This window comes from Thermomicrobium roseum DSM 5159 (assembly GCF_000021685.1).
GTDB classification, from domain to species: domain Bacteria; phylum Chloroflexota; class Chloroflexia; order Thermomicrobiales; family Thermomicrobiaceae; genus Thermomicrobium; species Thermomicrobium roseum.
The window spans coordinates 411,919-428,033 of the sequence record NC_011959.1 but is presented as its reverse complement, the minus strand read 5'-3'; the positions used below and the strand labels follow the sequence as shown (position 1 = coordinate 428,033).

Annotated in this window: 15 protein-coding genes and 2 tRNA genes; 8 read left to right on the top strand and 9 right to left on the bottom strand. The window is 63.5% G+C overall.

All coding sequences use genetic code 11. From position 1 onward, the window contains the following. Window positions 1–2 precede the first annotated feature (2 nt). The 7 genes from TRD_RS01985 to TRD_RS15325 form a co-directional block, all read right to left on the bottom strand. Complete coding sequence (locus tag TRD_RS01985; protein WP_012641836.1) at window positions 3–284, bottom strand: hypothetical protein; 282 nt, start codon at window positions 282–284, stop codon at window positions 3–5. Next, on the bottom strand, window positions 281–1,141 hold the full coding sequence (locus tag TRD_RS01980; RefSeq protein WP_012641835.1) for a DUF5656 family protein: 861 nt from the start codon (window positions 1,139–1,141) through the stop codon (window positions 281–283). The genes TRD_RS01985 and TRD_RS01980 overlap by 4 nt, the downstream gene beginning before the upstream one ends. Then, window positions 1,138–2,403 carry an MGDG synthase family glycosyltransferase gene (locus tag TRD_RS01975; protein WP_012641834.1) on the bottom strand — a complete coding sequence of 422 codons (1,266 nt, stop codon included), beginning with the start codon at window positions 2,401–2,403 and terminating at the stop codon, window positions 1,138–1,140. Before TRD_RS01975 ends, TRD_RS01980 begins: the two co-directional genes overlap by 4 nt. Before the next feature lie 85 nt (window positions 2,404–2,488). Beyond that, window positions 2,489–3,118 carry an L-threonylcarbamoyladenylate synthase gene (locus TRD_RS01970; protein ID WP_012641833.1) on the bottom strand — a complete coding sequence of 210 codons (630 nt, stop codon included), beginning with the start codon at window positions 3,116–3,118 and terminating at the stop codon, window positions 2,489–2,491. Next, window positions 3,115–4,968 carry an excinuclease ABC subunit UvrC gene (gene uvrC / locus TRD_RS01965; protein WP_041436313.1) on the bottom strand — a complete coding sequence of 618 codons (1,854 nt, stop codon included), beginning with the start codon at window positions 4,966–4,968 and terminating at the stop codon, window positions 3,115–3,117. The genes TRD_RS01970 and uvrC overlap by 4 nt, the downstream gene beginning before the upstream one ends. Window positions 4,969–4,988: 20 nt before the next feature. Beyond that, a complete protein-coding gene (locus TRD_RS14805) occupies window positions 4,989–5,174 on the bottom strand; it encodes a hypothetical protein (protein ID WP_169302271.1) in 186 nt (61 codons plus the stop codon). Then, window positions 5,123–5,248, bottom strand: a complete 126-nt coding sequence (locus TRD_RS15325; RefSeq protein WP_012641830.1) for a zf-TFIIB domain-containing protein — start codon at window positions 5,246–5,248, stop codon at window positions 5,123–5,125. The genes TRD_RS14805 and TRD_RS15325 overlap by 52 nt, the downstream gene beginning before the upstream one ends. A gap of 379 nt (window positions 5,249–5,627) precedes the next feature. Here TRD_RS15325 and TRD_RS01955 point away from each other — a divergent pair, with 379 nt between their 5' ends. The 3 genes from TRD_RS01955 (at window position 5,628) to dnaG (ending at window position 10,105) form a co-directional block, all read left to right on the top strand. Further along, the gene (locus TRD_RS01955; protein ID WP_012641829.1) at window positions 5,628–7,037 is read left to right on the top strand and encodes an aminomethyltransferase family protein; all 1,410 of its coding nucleotides are present in this window, start codon (window positions 5,628–5,630) and stop codon (window positions 7,035–7,037) included. A 142-nt stretch (window positions 7,038–7,179) separates the two neighbouring features. Next, the gene (locus TRD_RS01950) at window positions 7,180–8,250 is read left to right on the top strand and encodes a deoxyguanosinetriphosphate triphosphohydrolase (RefSeq protein WP_041435914.1); all 1,071 of its coding nucleotides are present in this window, start codon (window positions 7,180–7,182) and stop codon (window positions 8,248–8,250) included. A gap of 4 nt (window positions 8,251–8,254) precedes the next feature. Then, the gene (dnaG, locus tag TRD_RS01945) at window positions 8,255–10,105 is read left to right on the top strand and encodes a DNA primase (protein WP_012641827.1); all 1,851 of its coding nucleotides are present in this window, start codon (window positions 8,255–8,257) and stop codon (window positions 10,103–10,105) included. Here the strand turns inward: dnaG and selA are convergent. After that, window positions 10,098–11,516 carry an L-seryl-tRNA(Sec) selenium transferase gene (gene selA / locus TRD_RS01940; protein WP_012641826.1) on the bottom strand — a complete coding sequence of 473 codons (1,419 nt, stop codon included), beginning with the start codon at window positions 11,514–11,516 and terminating at the stop codon, window positions 10,098–10,100. The genes dnaG and selA overlap by 8 nt on opposite strands. 50 nt (window positions 11,517–11,566) lie before the next feature. Next, window positions 11,567–11,641, bottom strand: a tRNA-Pro gene (locus TRD_RS01935). A 101-nt stretch (window positions 11,642–11,742) separates the two neighbouring features. Between TRD_RS01935 and TRD_RS01930 the strand changes: the two genes are divergently transcribed. The 5 genes from TRD_RS01930 (at window position 11,743) to dapB (ending at window position 16,013) form a co-directional block, all read left to right on the top strand. Beyond that, a tRNA-Arg gene (locus TRD_RS01930) sits at window positions 11,743–11,816 on the top strand. Window positions 11,817–11,900: 84 nt separating this feature from the next. Continuing rightward, window positions 11,901–13,208, top strand: a complete 1,308-nt coding sequence (locus tag TRD_RS01925; protein ID WP_012641825.1) for a glycosyltransferase — start codon at window positions 11,901–11,903, stop codon at window positions 13,206–13,208. An 18-nt stretch (window positions 13,209–13,226) separates the two neighbouring features. Continuing rightward, window positions 13,227–13,952, top strand: coding sequence for a B3/B4 domain-containing protein (locus TRD_RS01920; RefSeq protein WP_012641824.1), 726 nt, complete (start codon window positions 13,227–13,229; stop codon window positions 13,950–13,952). A gap of 376 nt (window positions 13,953–14,328) precedes the next feature. Then, a complete protein-coding gene (gene dapA / locus TRD_RS01915) occupies window positions 14,329–15,237 on the top strand; it encodes a 4-hydroxy-tetrahydrodipicolinate synthase (RefSeq protein WP_012641821.1) in 909 nt (302 codons plus the stop codon). Next, a complete protein-coding gene (gene dapB, locus TRD_RS01910; RefSeq protein ID WP_012641820.1) occupies window positions 15,237–16,013 on the top strand; it encodes a 4-hydroxy-tetrahydrodipicolinate reductase in 777 nt (258 codons plus the stop codon). Before dapA ends, dapB begins: the two co-directional genes overlap by 1 nt. Window positions 16,014–16,115 lie beyond the last annotated feature (102 nt).

Below are 16,115 nucleotides of genomic sequence, written 5' to 3'. Positions count from 1 at the left end.
AGTCAGTTGGGGTTCACCCAATCCGAATCCATGACCTCTGGCTCTTCGATGCGTTGCTCGAGTTCGCTCAAGAACCCCGCGAGATCCTCGCTTGTCCGGATTCCCCGTGCGATGAGTTGTGCGATCAACTCCAAAAGATCAGTCGCTTCTGCATCGCTCGCCAGTCGACTGGCAAGATCCTCGAGCGAGGTCAAGCCCGATTCCTCGAGATCCTCGAGCAATTCCTCGAGGACGTCCATGGCCAGCAGGAGCTGGTAGAGTTCGTGCTGCTCAGGTTCACTCACGGGCCACCTCGTGTTCGTATGGTACCCCACACGATCACGATGATCGCGAGGGACGCCATGATGCCGTATTCCGCGATTGTCCGCCAACTCAGGGCGCGCTCCACGCGAGCCAATGTCAAACCCGCCAATACGTGAAAGACAGCCAGGAGGACAGCCCCACCGAGCCAGCCAGTCGCCGGCCAATAATTGAGAACCCAGGTCGCCTCAGCGAGCACGAGGGCTCCGGTCATCGCGTACAGCACTCGGCGATCGAGTTGCACATCGGCTCCTTCGGTCAACTGGAGGAGAAGGAGGACAGCGAGCAGAAAGATCGCTGTGGCTGAATAGAGCGACCGGAGCTTGTGTACATAAATCATAGCGTAACTCACGAAACCGACACCGTACAAAAGCAGCGTGTGGACCAGGCGCCCGAGGGAACGAATGCGCTCTTCCGCACTGTACAGCGCCAGGCGAGCGAATTGCCCGATCACCAAGCTGATGAAACCGAACAAGGTGACGGCGAGCGCGACGATCAGCGAATGGTACGCGCAGAGCAAGAGCGTTCCACTGGCCAACGTCACGAACGGCAAGATCCAAGCGGTCGGCCACTCCGGAACCGGATCGTACCGAACACCCCGTTGGAGAGCGGTCGCTCGCGCCAGCTCAGGTAGGCGATCCACTACCTGGAAGATGAGTGCGCCGAGCAGGCAAACCGCTAGCCCAGCGAGCCAGAAGGAACGCCCTTCCCGAGCGATCAGCGGCACGAGACCGACCGGCGGCTGGGTCTTCACCGCCAGGACAGCGAGTGCCGCAAGCATGGCGGCTCCGAGCAAGCTCGCGAGGATGATTCGCGTCGCGAGAGCGCGTGTCGCGATCACGAGGACCCCGATCGCACGAGCTGTGCAGCGAACGTCCGACCAGTCCCGATTCTCGCGCCCCGGCCCGCCACCAACGTGAGAATAGCCTCCGCTGCCGGAACGGCGTCCTCATCGATTTTCGGCACCGGCAACTGGATCCGTCCAGCCGCAGCACCTCGCAGGACCATACGCAACTCGTCCGCGCTCCGAATCCAACGCGCCGCACCAGCTCGCTCCATGGCAGCAGCGTTGAAAACGCCATGACCAGCGATCGGTCGGTACATCAACACCGGTAAGCCACAAGCGATGGCTTCCAGACACGTCAATCCACCAGCATTCTGAATCAGGCAATCGGCTGCCGTCATGAGTTCGGGCAACTGGTCCGTCCAACCCCAAACCTGTACCGTTGAGCAACCAGCGTACTCTCGCCGTAATTGTTCGGCCAACTCCTGATTTTTGCCACAGACGACGACGACCCGCACGCCACACTCGACCACATCGCGCACGATCAGTTCCACGTGCCCGATGCCCCAGGCACCTGCCACCACTAACGCAACGAAGTCATCGGCTGCGAAGCCGTAGCGCTGCCGCACTGCAGCCCGATTGCGTGACTGGCGGAATGCTTCGCGCACCAGCGGCTGCATGACGCGCACCTCTCCGGTCGCGTCCTCCACCTGTTCCGCTGAGACTCGTGACGGGACGAGGTGGAGATCGACACCCGGTGCGATCCACAGCCGATGAACACCGTAGTCCGTGACCGTCGCCGCTACCGGGGTAAGAAGGCGACCAGTCGAGCGCAAGACACCGAGTGCTTGCGTGACTAGCGGATAGGTCGAGACGACCACATCAGGATGCAACTCCTCGATGAGCCTACGGAAAGCCACTCCACCGAGCCCAGCGTAGATCCGCCGCCACATACGGGTCCAGGTGCGAAGATGCGACGAGCGAAACTGAAGCTCGTAGAGCCAAGGTGTATAGCGAAGCTGGAGCGGATATGCCGAAGCAAAACAACGGCTGAGCAGAGGAGTCGCCAAAGCAAAACCATCGAGAATGCACGCATGACTACCCAAACGCTCCAAATCGTGGCGCAGGACAGCTGCTGCTGCGTTATGGCCGCCACCGATCGACGCCGAAAGGATGAGCACGCGTGGAGCACCGTCAGGGAAGGAGAGGGAGCGAGTCACACGCTGTAGGTGCCGTAACCGTTGCTGCCGCTGCGCGACACCGCCAGCGGCAGCGAACGTACTCGCAACTCCGACGAGGAGCCACTCGCTCAACACCATCCATGCCCTCCCCTCAACCCGTCACAGCATAGTCATCTCGTTGTCGAGAACGAGTTTCTCCCATCCTCTCGCCAGTTTGCTGAATTCAGTGTGAACGCGAGCGAAGAACCTCCTCGATCACTTCGACCGGCAGTGCCCCGCGGCGCAGCACGACGAGTCTGCTCCCCTCAAATGCCACGACGGTCGACGGTATACCACCTGGTGTTCTCCCACCATCGATGTAGAGATCGACCGCATCACCGAGCGCACCGATCGCTTCCTCGACCGTGCAGGCTTCTCGCTCTCCCGAACGATTCGCCGACGTCGTGGCAACCGCACCACCTGCCCCACTGATGATTCCCAGTGCGACCGGATGGTCCGGCATGCGGAGCCCAACAGCGCCCGTCTCGCGGACGATTTCCCGCGGCAACCACGGCTGGGCTGGAACCACGATCGTCAGTGCCCCTGGCCAGAAGTGTTGCGCGAGCAGCTGGACTTCCGGAGTCACTTCTCGCGCCAGCTTTTCCAACTGATCCAGGTCCGCGATCAGTACTGGAATCGGCTTATCGAGCGGCCGCCCCTTCGCGACATAGAGACGAGCTACTGCGTCCGGGCGATCGACGACAGCACCCACCCCATAGACCGTATCGGTCGGAAAAACGACCAAACCACCCTCGCGGAGTACCTGTGCCGCGATTTCGACCGAACCTGGTTCGTCTGCTCGGAGAACCTTCATCGCGGCGCCCTCGCCTCATCGAGCTCCTTCTTGATCCGCTCAGCTAAGGCACGGCTGATGCCAGGGACTGCGGCGATCTCCTCGATGCTCGCCTGGCGTATTCCCTCGACCGATCCGAACCGTCGCAGCAGCTCGCGACGCCGCCGCGGACCGATCCCCGGAATCTCGTCCAGTAGCGAGCGGATCGTCGAGCGCGTCCGGCGGGCCCGGTGAAAGGTGACGGCAAAGCGATGCGCCTCGTCCCGAACCCGTTGGACGAGGAAGAGCGCTTGCGAGTCGCGCGGCAGCACGATCGGCTCACTCTGATCCGGTATGTACAGTTCCTCGTGCTCCTTGGCCAATGCTGCGATGGGAAGATCGAGTCCGAGTTCAACGAGCGCCTCGCGCGCCGCACTGAGCTGCCCTTTTCCACCATCGATCAGCACGAGATCCGGCAAGGCCTGCCACGCTTCCGTCTGCTCGGCCGAGAGCGCGCGACGATAACGACGCAGGACTGCTTCACGCAGCGCAGCGTAGTCGTCCTGCCCTTCGACCGTCTTGATCTGAAACTTCCGATAATCGCTCTTCTTCGGCTTACCATGCTCGAATACCACCATGCTCGCGACGACATTCGTTCCCTGTAGCTGCGAGACATCGAAACACTCGATCCGCCGAGGCAAACGATCCATACCCAGCGCATCGGCCAGTTCCTCGAGAGCGAGCGTCGTTCGTTGCTCGTCGTTGAGCCAGCGCACGCGATGTTGCTCCAGGTTCTGCACTGCACTCTTGGCGATCATCTCGACGAGTTCCCGGCGAAACCCGTCATCGGGAACGGTCAGCCGTACCGGTCCATCGCGCCGAGCAGCGAGCCACGCGGCGATCGTTTCTCCATCGTCCAGGGGATGCTGCAGGACGAGTTCCGGGGGAACGGTCGAGGCCTGAGCATAGTACTGTTGAACGAACGACGTCAGGATCGCTCCAGGAGGATCGTCGATGCGGGCACCGACCATCAAGTAATGCTCGGAACCGAGCAACTTGCCGTTGCGGACGAACCCGATCTGCACACAGGCATCACCGCCCGCACTCTGAGCAACCGCGAGGACATCGAACGACTCGTCTGTACCGGTCACGATCTTCTGCTGTTGCAGGACATGCTGGATCGCACGTAACTCGTCACGAATCCGTGCGGCCCGCTCGAACTCCAAGCGCTCCGCCGCTTCCTCCATCGCCGCCTGAAGGCGTGCGACCACAGCCTCAGCCCGTCCCTCGAGAAAGAGGACGACGTTGTCGATGATGCCACGATACTCTTCCTGCGAGACCGCTCCGATACAGGGCCCAGCACAACGACCAATGTGATAGTAGAGGCACGCCCGGGAAGCGGTCCCGGTAATCTCGATGTCACAGGCACGATACGGGAAAAGACGCTTGAGAAGGTCGAGCGTGCGATGCACCGCACCAGCGCTCGGATAGGGGCCGAAGTAGCGACTTCCATCGCGCACGATACGGCGGGTAGCGATCACGCGCGGGAACGGCTCGTTGGTGATCCGGATGAATGGATACGTCTTGTCATCGCGCAACATGATGTTGAAGCGAGGCCGGTAGCGCTTGATCAACTCGTTCTCGAGAATGAGCGCCTCGGTCGGGGTGTCGGTACGGATCACCTCGAAGTCCGCAATCTGCGAGACGAGTTCCCGCGTCTTTGCATCCATGCTCGAGTGGGAACTGAAATACGAACGCAGTCGCTGGCGGAGCGAACTCGCCTTGCCCACGTAGATCACGCGGCCTTGTGCATCCTTCATGAGATAAACGCCGGGAGCTGGTTCGAGAGCGGCGAGCCGCTCCTGGATAACTTGCTCTGATGTCTTGCGCATGTCACGCACCATGTCGAGGGTCAATCGAACTCGAGGAACTCTTCCAAGAAGTGCCGGAACTTCCTCTTGCGCCGGTCATCACGTCGCTTCTCGAATGCGTTCTCCTCGCCATCACGTACTGCCTGGCGCTTATAGTACTGGGTTTCCCCACGGATCACCTGCTCGAGCCCCCACGGTGGAGAAAGATTCCACCGCACTCCGTGCACCGCTCGAATACCACTCGATGCCGCTCGACTATCGTCATCCGTCCGAAGCACTTCGGGCAAACGAAGACATTCATCAGTGCGTTCCTCACCGCACCCAGCAACACATTTCCAGCATACCACTGACCGATTCCGACTTCCCCACAGGACCTTCAGGCGTTTCTGCCAGCACTGGTCGCCCTCCTCCGACTACCCTCTCGCTCAGAGCGGCCCGAGCACCGCCGAACCAGGCCCTATACGAGCGTGGGAAGCTCGGCAGCCACGATCCGCGACCATCGCCGCCTTCCTCGTTCAGCATAGACGAACACAACTCTTGTCCAGTTATGGCTAAACCCTTAGACTGCCCCATAGCACAGAGAGCAGCTCGGGGGAAGGCTGTCCAGTTCACTGGACCGAGTCCCCTCTCTCTGAGTGCGGTTGGCACGGAGACCCGAACAGCGAGGGAGGATCGCTTTCATGACCAGCGAAACACCGCGCACGCTGCAGGAGGTACTGGAGCGCGCACCGAGCGTGCAGGAGTTGCTCTACCACAACCCGACCGGCGCCCGGGTCTACCCCGTCGTCCCCCCTGAGTTCACCAACTGGCGGGACGAACAGCACGCCTGGCGGGATACCGTCTGCCTCTTCGACCTCTCCTACCACATGACGGACCTTTTCCTGCGTGGTCCCGATGCCTTCGCCCTCCTCCGCCAGCTCGGCATCAACTCCTTCGAGGGCTTCCAGCCCGGGCAGGCCAAGCAGTACGTCCCCGTCTCCCCCGAGGGGTACGTCATCGGCGACGTCATCCTCTTCTACCTGGAGGACGGTACTTTCCAGCTGGTCGGCCGCCCCTCTGTCCATAACTGGGTCCAGTTCCACGCCGCGACCAGCGGTGCCGCCGTCTCCTTCGAGCGTGACGAGTGGTCGGTCACCGATCCCCACAAGCCGCGCAAGACCTTCCGCTTCCAGATCCAGGGCCCCAACGCCCCCATGCTCCTCGAGAAACTGCTCGGCGGCCCCCCACCCGACCTCCCCTTCTTCCACTTCACCCGCGTCTCGATCGCCGGCAAGCGCGTCAGCCTCCTCCACCACGGCATGAGCGGGGTGGCCGGCGCTGAGTTCTTCGGCGATTTCGCCGATGGCCCCGCCGTCAAGGCCGCCATCCTCGAAGCCGGCAAGGAGTTCGGCATCCGCCATGTCGGTAGCCGCGCCTATGCGACCAACACATTGGAATCCGGCTGGATTCCCAATCCGCTGCCGGCGATCTACACCAGTCCGGCGCTCGAGGCCTACCGGCGGTGGCTCCCCGCGACGGCCTACGAAGCGATCGGCTCGCTGGGTGGAAGTTTCGTCAGTCCCCGGATCGAAGACTACTACCTGACCCCGTGGGATCTGGGGTATGGTCGCCTGATCAAGTTCGATCACGACTTCGTCGGCCGAGCCGCCCTCGAGCGGCTCAAGGACCAGCCACACCGCAAGAAGGTGACGCTGGTCTGGGATCCGGACGAGGCCGCGCGCGTCATCAGCAGTCTCGTCACGCACCCCAAGGGCCAGCGCTACAAGTACTTCGATCTCCCCTTGGCCCAGTACGCGACTTGGATGTACGACGCTGTCCTCAACGATGCTGGAGAAGTCGTCGGCTTTGCGATGTTCACCGGCTTCTCCTCGAACGAGGAGCGGGTGCTCTCGCTGGCGACGGTGCGCTCGGAGTATGCCCAGGAGGGGACGCGACTGCGCGTGGTCTGGGGAGAGCCGAACGGGGGTTCGCGTAAGCCGTCGGTCGAGCGGCACGTGCAGACTGAGGTGTGGGTGACGGTCGGTCCCGCCCCCTACGCGGAACCAGCCCGCCGCTATCGCGAGCAAGTCGCCCGCGCCCGCCGGTCGTAACGGACGCGTACGACGCCAACCGAGTCTCGCCACGAGCCCCCGTGTTGCGCCGGGGGCTCGCTCTTCTCCGAACGATAAGAAGTGGGCTGGCAGAGCACGGACAGCGTTCGTACACTCTCTCACCAGGAAGGTGCGCGACGAGATGGAAGAGACGGCTCTGCCGACCATACGCTTCCTCTTGGAGGAGCGAGAAGCGAAGTGGCTGCATCCGCGGGCCACGTCCAGTCGGCACGCCAAGCGTCAGCAACCGGAGCCGGAATGCCCGTTCCGCACGCCCTATCAACGCGATCGTGATCGGGTCATTCATTCGAAAGCATTCCGCCGTCTCAAGCACAAGACACAAGTGTTCATCGCACCACCCGGGGATCACTACCGGACCCGTTTGACACACACGCTCGAAGTCACACAAATCGCTCGGACGATTGGCCGTGCACTCCGCCTCAACGAGGATCTCATCGAAGCGATCGGCCTCGCTCACGATCTAGGTCATACGCCGTTCGGTCACACCGGCGAGCGTGCTCTCGCCGCTGTTTTTCCCGGTTTTCGCCACAATGAACAGAGCTTGCGAGTCGTCGATCGTTTGGAGCGCGATGGCCAAGGGCTCAACCTGACCGAGCAAGTGCGGGACGGTATCCTGCGTCACTCGAAGACGATAGAAAGTATCAGTAGCCCAATCGCCGGCTGGCCTTCGACGCCGGAAGGACAAGTGGTCAAGATCAGCGACGGTATCGCCTACATCAATCACGATCTCGACGACGCCCTTCGCGCGGGCATGATCACCTTGACCGATGCCCCAGCGGACGTGCTCGACACGCTCGGACGAACGCACGGAGAGCGGATCCATCGTCTCGTCGCCGATGTCGTCGCGACCTCTGCTCCCCTGCTCGACGAGTGCACTCCTGGCCAACCAGTCATTCGTCTGTCGCCGGAGATGGAAAGAGCAGCCAATCAGTTGCGTCGCTTCCTGTTCGAGCGCGTCTACGAGCCACTCAACCGGTTGGAAGAGACGCGAAAGGCGGAGCGGATCATCCAGTTCCTCTTCGAGCACTTCGTCACGCATCCGGACGAGATGCCAGCCACGTTCCGCCAGATGCTCGAGAACGAGTCGGTCGAACGCATCGCTGCTGATTACGTCGCGAGCATGACGGATCGCTACGCGCTCGCTTGCTTCGAAGCGATCTGGCTACCGCGCTTTTGGACATTCCTCGGATAGATCGATGGGACGCCAGGACGTCGAACGAGTCCGAGAAGCCATCGATATCGTCGACCTGATCGGCGGGTACATCCAGCTGCGCAAAGCCGGGAAAAACTTCAAGGCCCTTTGTCCTTTTCACCAGGAGAAAACCCCCTCTTTTTATGTTTTTCCCGAAACGCAATCGTTCTATTGCTTCGGCTGTGGGGCGAGCGGTGACGCGATCAGTTTCCTGATGCGCATCGAGCAACTCGACTTCCGCGATGCCCTCGAGCGACTGGCCGAGCGGGCAGGGATCACGCTCTCGCCACCCCGACCGGAGGAACGTGCCGAAGACGAGCAGCGTCGCCGACTGGCCGAACTGAATCGCTTGGCCGCGGCATGGTTCGCGCACGTGCTGTGGGGGACATCGTTCGGTGAGGCAGCGCGTTCCTACCTCGAACGGCGCGGTATCGATCGCCCTACCGCCGAGCGCTTCGGGCTCGGCTACGCACCCGATGCGCCCAGTGCACTCGCCCGTTACCTCTCTCAGCACGGTGCCGGACCGGAGGAACTCGTCACTGCCGGCCTCGTCGTGCGCCGAGACGATGGCTCTCTCGTAGACCGCTTCCGCAACCGACTCATCTTCCCCATCCGAGACCGACACGGTACCATCCTCGGCTTCGGAGGACGCACGTTGGGCGAGGCACAACCCAAATACCTCAACTCGCCACAAACCCCACTGTTCGACAAAGGAAGTGTGCTGTACGCGATCGATCTCGCCGAGGAGTCGATTCGCCAGCAGCGTACCGCAATCGTGGTCGAAGGCTATCTGGATGCGATCACAGCGCATCAGTTCGGCTACTCGAACACCGTCGCCTCGCTCGGCACCGCCTTGACCGAGCGGCAGGGGAGACACCTCCGCCGTCTCGCCGAGCGTATCCTGCTCGCGCTCGATGCCGATGTCGCCGGACGCCAGGCGACCTTGCGTGGATTGGAGCTGCTTCGCCACGCTCTCGCCGAGGGAGAGCGTGCCGTCGTCGATCCCCGCCAACTCATTCGCTTCGAGCGCACCCTGGATGTCGAACTCGCCGTCGTGGTGCTCCCGGAGGGCCTCGACCCCGACGACCTCATCCGGCAAGATCGCACCCGTTGGGACGAAGCGCTCGCCCATGCAGTGCCGCTCGTCGATTACTACTTGGACGTGCTCCTCGGTGAGCAGCCTCCCGCGAATCCTCGAGCGGCCACCGCGTTGCTCCAACGCATCGCCCCGCTCCTCCTCGAACTCGGCGACCTGGTTCAGGTCGATCTCTACACGCGTTCGGTTGCGGCCCGGCTGCGTCTGCCTGAAGAGACGGTTCGACGCCTTCTCGCCTCGCTCCGACGCCAACCGACTCGAGAACCCTCACCCAAGACGACAGCAGCGGCAATCCTTCGGCCGCTCTCCACCGAGCAGCAATTCGTCGGCCTTCTCCTACGCTATCCCGAGGCAGCAGCCCATCTGGTCGGCGAAATCGACCTGGAGTCGATCACCGATGCCCGTTATCGCGAACTCGTCAGCCTGCTCCTCGCCGGTCAACCGCTCGACGACGCAGCGCTAGCCGAGGATCTCCGGGACGACATCGGCCAGCTGCGCCAGCGATTCGCGACACAACCCGACCTCCCCGTGCCGCTCGCTCGCCAGGCTATCCGGGAAGCCTTTCGCAGGCTCCGTCGCGAACGTCACGACGAGCGGTTGCGTTCGCTCTTGAGCGAGGTTCGCGATGCCGAAGAGCGGGGAGACCGGGACGAACTCCGGCGTGCGTTGGAGTTGATCGAAGCGCTCAAGCAGCGCTTCCCCGAGTTCTATCCGGAACGCAGCCCCTATTTCCGCGATACGCGGGATCCGGTCAACTGATGGCGAGAGAACGGCGTAGCGCCTCGACGAGTGCCTCGTCTTGCTCTGGCAAGACTGTCCGGGCATCCAGGAGCAGGCGGTCGGCTTCGACTCGCCCCACGACAGGCGGCTGGCCAGTACGCAAGCGGCGCGCGAGTTCCTCGACGGTCAGGCCAGGCACGACCTCGGCGATCGCTTCTGCCCCCAGTGCGAGCGCCCGGCTGGGAAGGGTTTCACCGGGCAAGGATCCTCCACCGACCGTCGCATCGGTCGCGACGATCTCCGTCTCGACCAGGTCCCGGAGCGCCGATTGCCAGGTCTGGCAACGCGCCTCCAACGCAGCGAGCGGTGTGGCGATCATGCGCCAGACAGGAATCTTGTCGATCGCTTCCCCACGCAGGTAATGTCGAAGAGTCACCGCCGTACCCGCTAACGCGGTCTTGTCCGCCCGGAGCGCACGCGCCAGCGGGTGTCGCTCGACCTGCTCGATGAGTTCTCGCCTCCCAACGATGATGCCTGCCTGTGGACCGCCGAGCAACTTGTCGCCCGAGAAACAGACCAGGTCGGCGCCGGCAGCGATCGCTTCTTGGACAGTCGGTTCGTGGGCGAGCCCATAGGCTGCAGTATCGAGCAATGCGCCGCTCCCGAGGTCCTCGATGAGCAGAAGTCCACGCGCATGAGCGAGTTCGGCGAGTTCTCCGAGCTCCGGTTGTACCGTGAAGCCGATGATCCGGAAATTGCTCCAGTGGACAGAGAGAATCGCCGCCGTGTCATCGCTGATCGCTTCGGCATAGTCGCGGACGTAGGTCCGATTGGTCGTCCCTACCTCGACGAGCCGGGCACCGCTTTGGCGAAGAACGTCGGGAATCCGGAAACCGCCTCCGATTTCCACGGCCTGGCTGCGCGAAACGAGAACTGCCCGGCCGGCACAGAACGTACTCAAGACCAGCAAGACAGCAGCTGCGTTGTTGTTGACGACGAGCCCAGCCTCAGCTCCCGTCAGAAGCGAGAGGAGCTGACTGAGTTCGCTCATCCGTCCGCCCCGCCGCCCACTCTCTAACTCGATCTCCAGCGCCGTGTAGCGGCCTGCCACCTCCGCCATGGCACGCGCCGCCTCATCGCTCACCGGCGCCCGGCCGAGGTTGGTATGAATGATGACGCCGGTCGCATTGATCACCGAGCGGAGGCGCGGCTGGGACAGCTTTTGGAGTCTTCGTTGCAGGACGGCGACGACATCACCGGTCGCACGGCCAGCCAGGATCGCCTGGCGAGCTTCCTCCAAAACGAGCTGTGCCAGACGCGTCAGGCTCCGCGCCCCGACTTCTCGTGCATACGGTGCGATCGCCGGATGCTGGATCAGTGAGGAGACCGACGGCAGCGCGCGCAGTCGCTGCTGCTCGACCCTCGTCGGCGCGCTCTTCTCATCGCCCATGATGCGACTCCGCCTGGAACAAAAAAGGCCGGTTCGACCGGCCCCCGCAGTCGGGGAGAGAGGATTCGAACCTCCGACCTCCGCGTCCCGAACGCGGCGCGCTAACCGGGCTGCGCCACTCCCCGTCCAACCGCAAGCAGTATAGCAGACTGTCTAAGGCACTGCCAAGGAGCGCTGGCACCGTGTCATCATCCTTCGCTAGAATTGAGCATGCGCTGGGATGTGCGCCCGCGTAGCTCAGGGGAAAGAGCCGGGGCGTCCTAAGCCCTGTGGTCGGGGGTTCGAGTCCCTCCGCGGGCGCCGAGCACGCGAGTCTCGCGCCACCGGTTTCCCCTCCGGTGGTTTTGTTTCGGGCACGTGCGGAAGAGAGGGAGCGAGAGAGGCGTGGAGCCCACCCGCGAACACCGGGAGTTCTTCCCAGCCCCGGGAATCCAGCGCGTCGCGATGCTCAGCGTGCATACATCACCGCTCGCCCAGCCTGGCATCGGTAGCGCTGGCGGGATGAACGTCTATATCCGGGAACTGAGTCGGCATCTCGCCCAGCGCGGCGTCGCAGTCGATATCTACACTCGCCGTGATCATCCTGCCGTCCCACCGCTCGTCGAGCCGTTCCCGGGTGTTCGCGTCTACGCGCTCGACGCTGGGCCCGCCACCGCCTTACCGAAGGAACAGCTCTTCTGCTATCTCCCCACGTTCGTGAGCGAACTGGCCTATCTCGTCCATCGCCAGCAACTCTCCTACGATATCGTCCACGCCCATTACTGGCTCTCTGGTTGGGCTGCGCACCTCTTGCAGCGCTATTGGGACGTACCGTTCGTGCACATGTTCCACACCCTGGCTGTCCTCAAGAACAGTGTGCAGGCGAGTCCACCGGAATCGGTGCTCCGTCTCCAGGTCGAGCAGGGCCTGGCGCGGGTCGCCGATGCGATCATCGCGGCCAATCCGGACGAGCGCGAGACGATCGTCAACGAACTCGGCGCGCCACCTTCTCGGCTGTGTACCGTGCCACCGGGTGTCGACGCGGAGCACTTCCGACCCCTCGATCGTGCAGCCGCCCGCAGTCGACTGGGAATTCCGCTCGATCGCCCGGTCGCTCTCTTCATCGGTCGGATCGACCCGGTCAAGGGAATCGACGTTCTGTTGCGCGCCTGGCAACGGATCGCGCAAGAACTGGCGCCGCGCCAGCCGCTCCTCCTCTTCCTCGGCGGTGGATTCGATTCCTCAGCTGGGTTGCGACCGGACGCAGCCCTCTCGCGCGTCATAGCTGATGCCCGCGAACTCGGCATCGCCGAAACCGTCCGCTTCCTCGGTTCGCGACCACAGGGAGAACTCCCGCTCTTCTACAATGCAGCAGACGTGTGCCTGATCCCCTCCCACTACGAGTCGTTCGGCCTCGTCGCCGTCGAATCGATGGCCTGCGGCACACCGGTCGTCGCCAGTCAGGTCGGCGGCTTGCGTTTCAGCGTCGAACACGAGGTTTCCGGTTTGCACGTTCCACCCAACGACCCCGCCGCACTGGCAACCGCGACTGTTCGTGTTCTCACCGACCACCAGTTCCGCACGCGCTTGCAAGTCGGTGCTCGGCAGGCCGCGCTCCGTTTCTCCTGGCATCGGGTCACGACAGTCGTCGCCAGGCTCTACGAGCAGGTCGCGCGCCGCGGGATCCTCCAACCATGCGGCACGACAGGATAGAGGGAGGCGACAGACGGGATGGCCGTCTTCTGCGTTTCCTCGGAAGTCTTCGAGCAGTTTCCCGACTATTTGGTCATCGTGCTCGTCGCTGACCGAGTCGAGAACCGGCGGCACGTCGAACGAGCCCGGACACTACTCGCGGAAAGCGCCCGTCTCGCCTGCGAGCGCTGGCGAGCGATCGACCCTAAGGCCTTGCCGGAGATCGACGTCTGGCGACGGGCATTTCGCCGGCTCGGCTGGTCCGCTAGTACGTATCAGAGTTCGGTCGAAGCGCTCGTCCGCCGGACACTGAAGGGTAACCCTCCCCCGAGCATCAACCCGGCCGTCGATCTCGCCAATGCAGCGTCGCTCCGTTTTCTCGTCCCCATCGGCGCGCACGATCTGGCCACCGCTCCGAACGGCCTGACCGTCCGTGCGAGCCTTCCTGGCGATCGCTTCCTGCCTCTCGGTGACGGCGCACCCGAAGAGCCGGAGGTCGGAGAAATCGTGTACGTCCATGACCACGACGTCCGGACTCGGCGCTGGGTGTGGCGCCAGAGCCGGACCGGCCTCGTCACGCCGGATTCGCGCACGATTCTCTTCCCGATCGATGCCTTTCAGGGTGTCACGGCGGCCGCTGCCGTCGCAGCCGCCGATTGGCTCAGCGAGCAACTCCAGTCACTGCTCGGTGCGACCGTGCAGCGCGGCCTCGTCGATCTGAACCAACCGGTCTTCGACTCCGCCCTCGGCGATGCAATCAGCTGAGACCGAGGCGAACACACTCGGTAGGCGATGGCCCATCGCTGACATCATCCCCTCTTGACGAGGCGTCGGAGACTTGCTACTCTCACAAAAGGTGCGGGCTCGACCGAAGGATGCAGGAGATGAGCGAACGTGCACGAGCCCTCGATCGGATGACGTCGGCCCAGCAGTCGCGCTGCTCGGCACGAGCCCCGCGTCGTGTCTATCCCCTGAAACGCTGTTCCCTCACGAGCTGAGACACTCCAGGCAACAACCGATCGACATCTCGTCGGGCACCCGGCGATGAGCGGGCAGGTATGTCCCGGGAAACAGCGCACTCATCGCGGTGCTGCGGCGCGGACTCGAGTCGTTTTGCGTGATGCAACGAGGAGGGAACAGCATGCTCCGCGGAACGTTCGTTGCCTTGATCACGCCCTTCGCTGGTGAGGAGATCGACGAGCCGCGACTGCGCGACCTCGTCGACTGGCTCATCGCCAACCGGGTCGATGGACTGGTCCCCTGCGGAACGACCGGCGAGACGCCGAGTTTGTCCGATACCGAATGGCAGCGCGTCGCGGCGGTCGTGATCGAGCAGGCGGCGGGCCGCGTCCCGGTGATCGTCGGCACGGGAACAAATTCCACGATGGTCACGATTCAACGAACCCGCGTGGCGCGCGAGTTGGGTGCGACCGCTGCCATGGTCGTCACGCCTTACTACAACAAGCCACAGCAAGACGGTTTATACCGTCATGTCGCCGCGATCGCCGATGCGGTCGACCTCCCGCTCGTCATCTATAACGTCCCGAGTCGGACCGGCGTCAATCTCGCTCCCGAGACGGCACGTCGCCTGCTGGATATCGCACCGGTCATCGCCTTCAAGGACTCGAGTGGGTCGCTCGACCAGGTGAGCGAACTCGTCCTGGCGGTGGGTGATCGAAGCTCGGTGTTGAGCGGCGACGATTCGCTCACGTTACCGATCATTGCTGTTGGCGGCCAAGGGGTCGTCTCTGTCCTGGCGAATATCGCCCCTGCGGCCACGGCAACGATGGTTCGCGCAGCACTCGACGGCGACCTCGCCCGTGCACGCCAACTCCACGGTGAACTCTTCCCGCTGGCTCGCGCACTGTTCATCGAGACCAACCCGGTGCCGGTCAAGACGGCAGCGGAACTGTTGGGGTTGTGCAGCGCGACTGTTCGTCTCCCTCTCGCACCGCTGGCTCCGGCCAACCGCGAGCGGCTGCTCGCTGCGCTGGCCAGCTGTCCACACACTGCTTCGCTTCTCGCACGACCGATGGGGGAGGCTGCGTGATGCTCCGCCTCGCGCTCACCGGTGTCACCGGACGAATGGGACGCGCTGTCCTCGAACTGGCCGCGAGCGCTCCGGATATTCAGCTCGTATGTGGGCTCATCCGTCCAGCGCGTGATCCCCACGAGGTCGCTGCACAGCTCCCAGCACCTCTCGCGCTCACCAGCCGAGTGGCCGAACTCGTCCAGGGAGCTGATGTGGTGGTCGACTTCAGTCATCCGGCCGTGACCGTAGCGGTCGCGGAGGCCGCAGCGCACGCGGGTATCCCGCTGGTGAGCGGGACGACCGGCTTGAGCGAACACGACCAGGCGGTCATCCTCCGGGCCGCCCAGCACGTTCCTGTCGTCCAGGCCGCCAACTTCAGCCTCGGCATCGCTCTCTTGCACTGGCTTCTCCCCGAACTCGTCGCGCGCTTGCCGACCTGGGATGTCGAACTGATCGAGCGGCACCATCGGCACAAGCGAGATGCTCCTTCCGGGACGGCGCTCGCGCTGGCACGAACACTGCTCGCCGCGCGCGAGCCCGCTCCCAGCCCGCTGGTCTACGGCCGCGGGCCGGGGACCGCCCCTCGCCAACCCGGCGAAGTCGGCATCCATGCCGTCCGTGCCGGTGGCGAAGTCGGTCGGCACACTGTCCTGCTGGCGACCGACGACGAGGCGATCGAGGTGACCCACTGGGTGCAGAGTCGCCGGGCCTACGCGCAGGGTGCCCTCGAAGCAGCGCGCCGGCTCATCGGCCGACCACCTGGACTGTACAGCCTGCAGGATCTCGTCACCTGAGTGACCATGGGCGGCCAAGCTCCGCAAACTGCTCTCGGCCGCCCATAGCCAAGGGAACCGATCCGCGGTAGCATGATTCGCGAGAACGGACCCTGAATCGGG

Excerpts from the sequence above, each read along its gene's own strand:
- TRD_RS01975 (WP_012641834.1), bottom strand. The coding sequence starts at position 2,403 with ATGGTGTTGAGCGAGTGGCTCCTCGTCGGAGTTGCGAGTACGTTCGCT.
- TRD_RS01970 (WP_012641833.1), bottom strand. The coding sequence starts at position 3,118 with ATGAAGGTTCTCCGAGCAGACGAACCAGGTTCGGTCGAAATCGCGGCA.
- uvrC (WP_041436313.1), bottom strand. The coding sequence starts at position 4,968 with ATGCGCAAGACATCAGAGCAAGTTATCCAGGAGCGGCTCGCCGCTCTC.
- TRD_RS15325 (WP_012641830.1), bottom strand. The coding sequence starts at position 5,248 with ATGAATGTCTTCGTTTGCCCGAAGTGCTTCGGACGGATGACGATAGTC.
- TRD_RS01955 (WP_012641829.1), top strand. The coding sequence starts at position 5,628 with ATGACCAGCGAAACACCGCGCACGCTGCAGGAGGTACTGGAGCGCGCA.
- TRD_RS01950 (WP_041435914.1), top strand. The coding sequence starts at position 7,180 with ATGGAAGAGACGGCTCTGCCGACCATACGCTTCCTCTTGGAGGAGCGA.
- dnaG (WP_012641827.1), top strand. The coding sequence starts at position 8,255 with ATGGGACGCCAGGACGTCGAACGAGTCCGAGAAGCCATCGATATCGTC.
- selA (WP_012641826.1), bottom strand. The coding sequence starts at position 11,516 with ATGGGCGATGAGAAGAGCGCGCCGACGAGGGTCGAGCAGCAGCGACTG.
- TRD_RS01920 (WP_012641824.1), top strand. The coding sequence starts at position 13,227 with ATGGCCGTCTTCTGCGTTTCCTCGGAAGTCTTCGAGCAGTTTCCCGAC.
- dapA (WP_012641821.1), top strand. The coding sequence starts at position 14,329 with ATGCTCCGCGGAACGTTCGTTGCCTTGATCACGCCCTTCGCTGGTGAG.
- dapB (WP_012641820.1), top strand. The coding sequence starts at position 15,237 with ATGCTCCGCCTCGCGCTCACCGGTGTCACCGGACGAATGGGACGCGCT.